The 9,644-nt window shown below is 47.2% G+C and carries 10 protein-coding genes and 1 pseudogene; 7 read left to right on the forward strand and 4 right to left on the reverse strand.

From position 1 onward, the window contains the following. Together AT710_07925 and AT710_07930 are read left to right on the forward strand one after the other, a co-directional pair. Nucleotides 1-351 (forward strand): annotated as a pseudogene (locus tag AT710_07925). Further along, complete coding sequence (locus tag AT710_07930; protein KUO90924.1) at nucleotides 333-716, forward strand: hypothetical protein; 384 nt, start codon at nucleotides 333-335, stop codon at nucleotides 714-716. Before AT710_07925 ends, AT710_07930 begins: the two are co-directional and overlap by 19 nt. Here AT710_07930 and AT710_07935 read toward each other — a convergent pair. Continuing rightward, nucleotides 687-1,553 (reverse strand): hypothetical protein, encoded by an 867-nt coding sequence (locus AT710_07935; GenBank protein ID KUO90925.1) that lies wholly within the window; start codon nucleotides 1,551-1,553, stop codon nucleotides 687-689. The genes AT710_07930 and AT710_07935 overlap by 30 nt on opposite strands. 147 nt (nucleotides 1,554-1,700) lie before the next feature. On the opposite strand from AT710_07935, the gene AT710_07940 reads away from it, so the two are divergent. The 5 genes from AT710_07940 to AT710_07960 all read left to right on the forward strand — a co-directional run bounded on the left by AT710_07940 (nucleotide 1,701) and on the right by AT710_07960 (nucleotide 5,542). After that, complete coding sequence (locus AT710_07940) at nucleotides 1,701-2,540, forward strand: hypothetical protein (GenBank protein ID KUO90926.1); 840 nt, start codon at nucleotides 1,701-1,703, stop codon at nucleotides 2,538-2,540. A gap of 221 nt (nucleotides 2,541-2,761) precedes the next feature. After that, the gene (locus AT710_07945; protein KUO90927.1) at nucleotides 2,762-3,637 is read left to right on the forward strand and encodes an MBL fold metallo-hydrolase; all 876 of its coding nucleotides are present in this window, start codon (nucleotides 2,762-2,764) and stop codon (nucleotides 3,635-3,637) included. Between the two features lie 99 nt (nucleotides 3,638-3,736). Then, nucleotides 3,737-4,633: a hypothetical protein gene (locus AT710_07950; protein ID KUO90928.1), complete on the forward strand. Its 897-nt coding sequence runs from the start codon at nucleotides 3,737-3,739 to the stop codon at nucleotides 4,631-4,633. 88 nt (nucleotides 4,634-4,721) lie between these two features. Then, nucleotides 4,722-5,018, forward strand: a complete 297-nt coding sequence (locus tag AT710_07955; protein KUO90929.1) for a hypothetical protein — start codon at nucleotides 4,722-4,724, stop codon at nucleotides 5,016-5,018. A gap of 11 nt (nucleotides 5,019-5,029) precedes the next feature. Further along, the gene (locus AT710_07960) at nucleotides 5,030-5,542 is read left to right on the forward strand and encodes a hypothetical protein (GenBank protein KUO90930.1); all 513 of its coding nucleotides are present in this window, start codon (nucleotides 5,030-5,032) and stop codon (nucleotides 5,540-5,542) included. Here the strand turns inward: AT710_07960 and ubiA are convergent. The 3 genes from ubiA to AT710_07975 all read right to left on the reverse strand — a co-directional run bounded on the left by ubiA (nucleotide 5,539) and on the right by AT710_07975 (nucleotide 9,037). Beyond that, a complete protein-coding gene (ubiA, locus tag AT710_07965; protein ID KUO90931.1) occupies nucleotides 5,539-6,393 on the reverse strand; it encodes a protoheme IX farnesyltransferase in 855 nt (284 codons plus the stop codon). The genes AT710_07960 and ubiA overlap by 4 nt on opposite strands. Nucleotides 6,394-6,516: 123 nt before the next feature. Further along, on the reverse strand, nucleotides 6,517-7,092 hold the full coding sequence (locus AT710_07970) for a hypothetical protein (protein ID KUO90932.1): 576 nt from the start codon (nucleotides 7,090-7,092) through the stop codon (nucleotides 6,517-6,519). 208 nt (nucleotides 7,093-7,300) lie between these two features. Beyond that, the gene (locus tag AT710_07975) at nucleotides 7,301-9,037 is read right to left on the reverse strand and encodes a hypothetical protein (GenBank protein ID KUO90933.1); all 1,737 of its coding nucleotides are present in this window, start codon (nucleotides 9,035-9,037) and stop codon (nucleotides 7,301-7,303) included. Nucleotides 9,038-9,644: the final 607 nt, after the last annotated feature.

The following is a 9,644-nucleotide window of genomic DNA, read 5'->3' on the forward strand; positions in this document are numbered from 1 at the left end:
ATTGAGATGAAGGGTGAATTATTAAACAATGGTTGGTTGGTTGGGGATGATTCATCAATGCATAAATTATATAGGGTCAATAATGGAGTGATCGATATAGACGTGAAGGTTAGGCCAGACATATATAGCTCAAGCGTTGCCGACGTCACCATACGCATAATGAGTCGCGATGATTCCTCCCAATGCCTAGCTGATTCCCTTGCCGGTCATGGTTTTTCCAAGGCGGAGGACTTGGGTTTATTCGTTGAATTAAAAGGGAAACTATACACGTTGGGGGTTCTCCCAATAATTGCCTCCAAAATAAGCGAGTGGGTAATGCAGGCGAGCGAGGCATGTTCACGGCTCAAGTAATGATAACGCTAGCCATGGTTCAATTAGTGGTGACGGCTAGCCTAGCCTACTTCCTATACGACGCAAGCAAGAAGTACGTCGCTAAACCACAGGAAGGCAGCGAGCTCAGGTTGCCCTCATTTACGGATGATGAATTAATGGTTATGAAATACGTTCTGCAGAATGATGGGCAAGCAATGCAGGCAACCATAGGTAAGGACCTTAACATACCTAAAGCATCCCTGTCCAGAATGATCAAGAGATTAATGGAGAATGGGTTGCTAACAGTGGAGAAGAGGGGCAGGTATAATTACGTAATGATAACCAATAAGGAGNATGTTGAGAAGATACTGCAGTCAAGCAGTATCGATAAGGCCAAGCAATAGGTCCGTTAATTCATTGACATTGCCGGCGTCTATCTGTCCATAGGGCCCCATGTGCCTCACCTTCTCCATCGACATGGCCATTGCCCGGGCAANGCTCCACTTAATATCCTCGCCCCTGCTTAAGTACCATGCAAGCGTGCAGCCAGCCACGTCCCCTGCGNCGGTTGGATCGATCGCATTAATGGTTGGAATGGATCTAAACACGTATCGCTTACCGTTATGTAGGAGGAGGCCCAACTTGCTTCCCGCGGTCACTAATATATACCGATCATCCCGGGACAATTTATCGATATCAAGCTTCTCCGCATCCTCCGAGCTTAACTTAATCATATTGCCTGCCTCAAGCAACGAGTTCAGGGTGTAATCATCCAACTTATTATAGACANTGCCATCCGTATCAAATCTCCTAGCGAATCCCTGGGCATCAATCGCTAGAAAATCAGCTGCATTCCTTATTCTCCTCATTANGTCCAGGGAAGCCTCGCCAGCTATTGGATTAAGAACCGCTGTCCCCCTAACGGTACTCACGTCATTAACAGTGAGGTCCCTGCACTTGCTGAGTAAACGCAATCTCCGTGAGCCGTCGGGCCTATATCGTAATTCATATGCCGTTGTGCTGCATGATGGATCAACCCTAATCCGGCTTATAGGGATCTCACGCTCTATATATTCATTGATTCTGGAGAAATCCCGCCCAACCACAGACACCGGTTCAATCCTTAACCCCAATTGAGCCAAGTAGAAGCCGCAGTAAGTCGGTGCACCGCCTGTGCTTATCGTTGTGTTTTCCTCCGCATCGATTATCCTATCCATACTTATGTGCCCAATTACGTACATTCGTGGGGGCACCCAATATTAACGCTTATAAATATTGCAGAGCAAATGCTGGAGACAAGGATCCCCGCTCAATACTTGGATACATGGCCCCCTTACAGCGTTTTGGGAGGCGAAAATAGTTAAAGCAATTGGAGGGAGCATTGATGCATGGGTTTACTCTATATTATAGGAATAGGCCTGCATCCAGGCCATATCAGCCTAGAAGCGCTTAACGCGATGAGGTCCTCCAACGAAGTATTCATTGAATTATACACATCCAAGTTACCTCAATATGCAGAGGATGAATTAGTCAAGCTAATCGGCCGCCGGCCCCTCACTTTGTCGAGGCACGATATTGAGAACAATAGTGGTGAGNCGGTGATGAGCGCATTAGCATCAAGTGAGGCAGTGTCACTCCTCGTCATTGGCGACCCATTAATGGCGACCACTCATGGGGCATTAGCTGTGGAGGCGGTTAAGCGCGGCCATAAAGTACGGATAATTAACTCGGTAAGCATAGTATGCGCGGCATTTAGCCAAGCCGGTCTCTCGCCATATAAGGCCGGCCCCATTGCTACCATAACATACGAGAGGCTAGGCTATAGAAGCAGGAGGCACATTGATGTGATGCTGGACAACATGAGGAGGGGACTCCATACATTGCTATTGCTCGATATAAATGATAAGGGCGAATTCATGGAGGCGAGCTATGCGGCTCAATTGGTCTCCAGCGACCTAAGGGAGAGGGGACTCGATGCGAGTAGGTTCATGGCCATTTACTTGGCCAGGGTGGGATGGAGCACGCAGAAAATAGTTGCATCAACAATAGATTCGCCGCCCGATATGGGGGAGACGCCCCACTCTATAATAGTGCCGGGAAGCCTCAATGCCATAGAGGAGGAGTTCCTACTGAACGTGTTGGGAGCCGATGAGAAACTAGTGAAAAAATATATGGATTTCATTAAGGAAGTGATGGAAGGGAAGGGCTTAGGCGCAGCCTCCGCTTGACTTCTTCTTTTGCTGTTGAGTTTTTTTCTCTGACATGGTCCTCAACATATGGGTTAAGTTATAAAGTTTCCGATGGTGTTCCCATTATTTGAACAGGTCGATTCAGGCGTTGAGCCATATAAGCGATGGCCCTCTAGGCCCCCGAGGAATCCCTTTAGGGCGGGGGGTGATTTTTTCAATCCTAGTAAGAAAATTTAAATTAAGCCACAAATAATATATTCATGAAACTAAATAGGTATAATGATACGTTAAGCCAAATAGATCTCGAGCCGGGCAACTTTAACGGCTTGGTTTCAGTCTATCTAATAGAGGCGGGCAATAAGGTGGCCATAATAGAGTCTGGACCAGCCGTAACCGCCACGGATTTGGCTAGCTTCATTAGGGGCAAAAACGTAACCCACGTGCTGGTCACGCATGTGCATATAGATCACGGCGGCGGCGCCGGCGGCTTGGCTAGATTCTTCCCCGCCATGATATATGCCCATCCAAAGGCCAGTAAAGTAATCATGAATCCGGACATAATATGGGAACCGGCTCGAGTGGCCATGGGTTGGCTCGGCGAACTATATGGTAAGTCATTTGATGCTCCCCGCGATAGGATTCATGAGACAAGCGACGGCGAGATAGTGAGTGTGGGGGATATATCGCTTAAAGTGATTCACACCCCCGGCCATGCTAGCCACCATCAATCCATATTAATGGATCCCGGCGGAGTATTGTTCCTGGGGGATGCGGCGGGCATTTACTTGTCTGATTTCGATTACGTGATTCCAACCACAATGAGCCCAGTCAGGCTGGATTTATACCTGGATAGCATCAAGAAATTAATACGGGCGAACCCATCTAAGTTAGCCTACACTCACTTCGGCATAGTGGATAACGCGGTGCAGAGGTTGGAGAATCATGTGGCCCAGGTAGAGGCTTGGATGAAGGCCCTAACCGAGGCCAAGGCGGAGAAGACAAATGCTGAGGAGATACTGATCGAAAAGGATCAAAGGCTGCGGCAAGTCATTGATGGGATTCGGAGAAAAAAAGCACATTACCACTTATTTAAGATGGCGGTCGAGGGAATGGTTGAATCACTTGGGCCCCAATGATATCGCAGCCCCTGGAGCAGTTCACTTAGAATAGTTTAGGTTAAGATTAAATAAGGGTAATGGTAGAGTTTTTATATGGATATTAATTCCTGCCTGACAGTGCTTATACCGGCCAAGTTAGAGGAGGGGATAGGTAAGGTCATAGAGGAACTGCATGGATATGGCATAAGCAATATAATTACCATTGTTGATGACTTCAGTGATCCAACGGCTAAAATAGCGGAGTCCCTCGGGTCCCAGGTACTTAAGAGCGCTGGCACCGGTAAGGCTAGCGCCGTGTATACTGGCCTTAAGTACGTGAAGACCCCATTTGCCTTGATAATGGATGGCGACTATACCTATGATCCCGGAAGCATAATTGAAATGTTGAAGCTGGCCATTCAAGGCGACCTAGATGAGGTGCTGGGCGCTAGATTAAATGGAAGGCATAATATACCCGCGCTGAACAGATTCGGGAACGCAGTGCTTACCGGCATATTTAATCTATTATTCGGGACTAGGCTAAGCGATGTATTGACCGGCATGTATCTCCTCAGGAGCGATACTGCCAGAACAATAATACCAGGCTCGCGTGGATTCAGCGTGGAGGTCGATATCGCGTCGCAAATGGCATCAATGGGTAAAATAGGCGAGCATCCCATAAATTATAGGAAACGCATAGGTAAGCCCAAGCTCAAGTGGAGCCATGGATTAAGCATTGGGATAGACATAATAAGGCTCATGATTAGGTATAACCCGATACTGATTTTCTCCCTAGCCGTGGCCCTGCTCCTAGTGCCCGGCGCCCTCCTCACCATATACACTGGAACCCAGCTCCTCTTTCATCACGTGAATCACTTCATTTGGGGCATAATAGCCGTTGAATTAACCAGTACGGGAATGATTGGGCTAATGATGGCTCTCCTGGCCATAATGATAAAGAGGCTCGAATTCAGGTTGATCCATCTAAATAAGTCGAATAGGAATGAATGTGAGGAATTACTGCGCATCCCTTAGCCCTTCATCACTTGAGACCCCGTTAGGGCGGGGTAGTTCACGTATCCTCCTGGAAAATATTTATAATGAATCACGGTTATGATTAAGCGTGTCAAATATACGTCGCCTAATACTGGATGTGGATGTGCCCACCTCGGCGCACCTAATGGACTTGGCCCAAGCATTAACGGAGGTCGAGGGAGTCAAGGCCGTGAATATAACCGTCACCGATACCGATGTGGATGTGTTGGGCCTCGTCATAGTGGTCGATGGCTCCGGAATAAATTATAAGGCTCTACAGGAATCGGTGGAGCGCATGGGNGGGGTCATTAGAAGCATAGATCAAGTGATGGCCGGTGAATACATCATTGACCTAGACGCAAGGAAAATAAAGGAGAGCCAATGAATCTTGAAGCAATGATGGATAAGGGTTTAGGCAGATATATAGTGCTGGGTTTTCTCGATAGCATAGTTACGGCTCTAGCATTGTCTCCGCTTCTTCCAATGGGGAATTACTACGCAAAGACGGGATCAGCGTTAACCATAATGTTCATTAATTTAGTCACGGCATTCATGGCTGAGTACACAGAGGAGCGTCGGCAATTGGGTAAAATGGAGAGATCATTATTCATGCGGCAGGGAACAATGCTTAGGACCAAGCTATATGAGGANAAGATATTTGAGGCCATTTATAGGAGCGGGGTTTTCGGCATCGTCTCATTTGGGGCAGCCATAATCACCGAATTAACCATCAATGCTGTTAGGATAGGCTGGGTACCACTGGTTCCAGTGATTCTTCTCGGTTTTTTCGGCTTATTAATGAGCAAGTACTTTGGCGGTAATGAGGNTCTCTGGTTCATGCTATACATAGCAATGGGAATAGCGGCATCGGGCCTGGGCGAATTGATCCATGTTGCGCTCCTAGCCTAGCGAATTACCAATCCAATCATCGCGGCAATTATGAAAATAGTTAATACTGGACTCGTCATCTTGAACATTCTCCAGAAAACATCATCAGTGGGATTAATAANCGACTTTAGGGATATGTAGATGGATGCCCCAGCGAATGGCAGGAGAAGGACGTAGCCGGGCCAGGAATTAATGAATAACGCGTAGAGGAGCAGCATGTATATCGTGGAGGCCGCATTAAGAATAGCGATAATGCCTATCGCCTTATTCTTACTTATAAGTATGGGAAGCATCGGCACATTGGCTTTCCTATAATCATCGGCATACCTCATCACGAGGGACCATATGTGCGCGGGAATCCATAGATACACCGCGAATGATATTAACATTGCCTCCATATTTATCGGAGCAGCCACAGCCCAACCGCTTAACAGCGCTGCATTACCGGCGAAGCCCCCTATCAATATGTTAAGCCATGTTCGCCGCTTCAATGCCAGGGTATATATCACTGCATAGAAAAACCAACCAACTGCCATAAATATGAAGGGAACCAGGCCCAGCCATAAGTAGCCAAGCAGGAGACCAGCCCCGGTTAATATAATCACCTCGGCCCAAGCCGCCTCTATCGACATTGAGCCCGAGGGCAATGGCCGCTTAGCGGTCCTAGTCATTAAGCCATCTATGTCCCTCTCAAACAACATGTTGGCAGCTGCGGATCCGCCGGTGGCCAATAGTCCAGCTATTATTATCTCAATGAGCCTTAATGCATTAACGCGGGGAATGGCCGCTATTAAGTATCCCCCAACTGCTGAGAACACCAGCAACCAAATGACCCGCGGCTTCATTAACTCAATGGCGTTGGCCAAATCCATCAATTGAAGAATTTCAGGCTGCTTATAATTTTTTCCACCATGCCCCTCACGCTGATCACCCCATTAACCACTATTAAAGGCAATACGCTGCTCAGCTTCAGAGCGGGGGCTTCCTCCTCTTGATTAGATGGGCGCGAGAGGTTGCTTTCTGAGTCTCTTAACTAGGTCTCGGCTAACTAACGTATTGAATATCTCAACGTACGCCTCGCTGGGCTCTATGGATCTAATGGTTATTCCATATAATCTGGACACTTCCTTAACGTTCCTCACGCACGCCTCCCTAAAGGGACACGTCCTACAGAGGCCAGTGGTTCCCCTGAATATCAACATGCCGTACTGGGGATCAATGAATGCACCCCTATCGTTATATAGTTTCAGCCTAATCTCTCCGCCGGAATAAACGGGATCAAACACGACTATTAGGGACGCCGTCAACTTGTACTGCTTACCATCATGCCTCAACCAATGGGCCTTCACTAAGCTCTTTAAGTGCCTCGCTAATTGACCCCTCGATATGCCGGTTGCCCTCATTATGTCAGTGAAGGTACTCCTGCCTTTAGCCACGTTCTCCACAATCTTTAGGTTAAGCGACTGAAAAATAACATCAAAATCATCCAGAGGCATCAATATGTAATCCCCAAGGTCCCCACCCAAGGCTCCAGTTAATATGAAGAGATCCCCGGCATTCACTTCAGGCATTTAAGGACTAAGTAATTGCCGTTTTAAAAATCCATATGCGGCAAGCATTATTAAATATAGGGCTAGAGTACTTGGCTTCTAAGCAATTATTAGTATGTTTGCCTAAAGGCTTACTGGCTTGGGGTGCTTGGCTTAACTTCGTAAATATAGATGGGGTAGGACGTGCCGCCCGCATCTGGAAGCAACGTTACTCCGCTGCCGAACTGCGTTACCTTAGTGCATTAATTAATTGATCAGTCACTAAGTACACTGTTCCATTAAGGCTCTCAGCGGTTTGTTGGGGATCATATGAGACCACTATGTTGCGTCCAAACCTATCCGCTAGGTGCATGAATGTGTATGTGCAGTAATCCGTGACGTATGTGCCATTATGGGTAGCCGCATAAAGCCCCGCCTCATATCCCTCCGCCTCCATTGGAATCACTGCGCATGCCCTTGTGAATGTTCCTTGGACGAGCAGGGATGACGCGCTTGGGAATAGCGAGGGCATTATTGGCGCCCAAGTCCAAGCGATATCAAGCAATAGGAATAATATGGTGAATGATAAGGCAAGGAGCTTTGGCCTAGTGGCGAGGGGAGCGAGGGCCATGGGGATCATGAGGCTCCACCGCCACCACTGAACAAAGCTGAAGCTTGGAGCGAGGGCCGCGGGCAGCACTATTATCAGTAACCAAAGTAAAATGGCAACTACGCTGAAGGGAGGCCTTCTCTTGTAATGAGAGGTAAGCAATAGTAGTGGCCAGAAAGCCACTAGAAGCGGGGCTAGGTATTGGCTTAGTGCCTGCGTGAAAATTGTTGTCCTGCTCTCCGTGAGCGGACTGGATACATTAAGGCTGACCCCAGTCGATGAATGGATTATCGCCACGTGGAGCGGGGCGAAGTTAGTGTAAACAACGTCGCCAAAGACGCCTATGAGCCCCAGGAGCAACCATCTGGGGTCATGATCCTTCACGGCGAAGTAAGTGAGGAAGAGCAGCGCAGTTAATGTAGCTGATGTTTGGTGGGCTAATGTGGATAACACCGCCAGAACGGCGAGAATGGCCCACCTCTTCTCCCCATGAATGTGTCTCTCGAATTCGGCCATGGTTAGTAAAATGAAAATTATGCCCAGCATATTTCTACTTAATTCCCATGAAATAGTGTACGTGGTTGGATAGAACGTGAATANCGCAGCGCCTATGAGTGCTTCCTCCCCATTTAATCCAAGCCTCTTCAATGCGTACAGCATTGCAACGCCCATTAGCGCCAACAGCACTGGATTAACCACTTTGAATATAATCCATGGATTCACCAGGAACGCGATGGGGTACAGCAACATATAGAGAAGGGGCGGAAGAATTGATGGNCCGCCATACCACCATGTGTATGTGAAGAACGTCGGCTTCACTAAGTAATCCATTAATGTGGCTGCGTACTCTGGGGTATCATACCCCACGAACCATGGCCAAGCAACCATCTCGGGTATCAACCTAATTAATAATGCAATGATAAAAACCACTAAGTAACCGTGATTAACCATGAATGTCTGCGTGCTCCTAATCAACCTAGTCAGCGCTGATCCAATTGTCTCGCCTTGAGTCGTCCTTCTAGGGAAGGCAAAGTACTCGGCTATCTCGATGCCCATCAACATGATGAATGCGTAAATAATCGCCGGCAACCGTAAGTACCCCCAATTATTGGTTCCCAGGAGGGGGTAAACTCCCCCCGTTAACACTACGTAATTAAATGCCAATAATCCCCGCCCCAACCATGCCATCGCAACGCCAATCACCCTCAGCCTAGCCTCCTCGTTCCACGGCCTCTTCAAGTCCAGTAATAGATGCGCAGTAATCCATATTAGGATTAGCCAAAGCAATAAATCCACGACGCCGCTTGTGTGAGCTAATTGGTAGGCAATCAATATTGGGGCAGCGATTATGGATGCCAATGCAAGGCTTCTCCTCATTACGCGGATAAGGTGAATGCATTATAAAGCTTTACCGCTAATCTTGAAATTAGAAATTCAAGGGAAAGGAAACCAAATTATAAAATTATGATAAAATGAATGACAAGCCTCGCCCTTTAGGGCGGGGAGGAGGTCAGATTTTTATTTTCCTCTTCCAAGGAATGAAGAACACATTTCCCTTAGTCATGATGTTGGCTTGAATTATCATAATCATGGGGGCTAAGGATGATGCCCAGATCAGAGGGGCACTGGCACTTCGCGATGGGGAATCTTAGCTTAATTCTGATTAATAACTAAAGATATTAAATAACTGGTATCGATATGAAACAATGATGGATTAGAAATATTTATTAAGGAGTTTTAACAATTTGCAATAGGTTCAAATTGAAGGACATGACCATGAATCGTGGAGCATCGTGGATCAAGGCATGGATTAGTCACTGCCTAAGATTCATTGGATGCAGCGTTATTGGGATAACTGGTGAATTGCAGTGAATGGTTTCGAATTATTATCGATCTCAAGCCTTGGAGTCATAATTATCTCCCTATTTCTGGTTCGGCACTTAAGGACGTGGCTCGGATCCTGGAGGATGGTTAAGAGGAAGGG

Origin of the sequence: Thermocladium sp. ECH_B (assembly GCA_001516585.1) — an archaeon.
Classification (GTDB): Archaea; Thermoproteota; Thermoprotei; order Thermoproteales; family Thermocladiaceae; genus Thermocladium.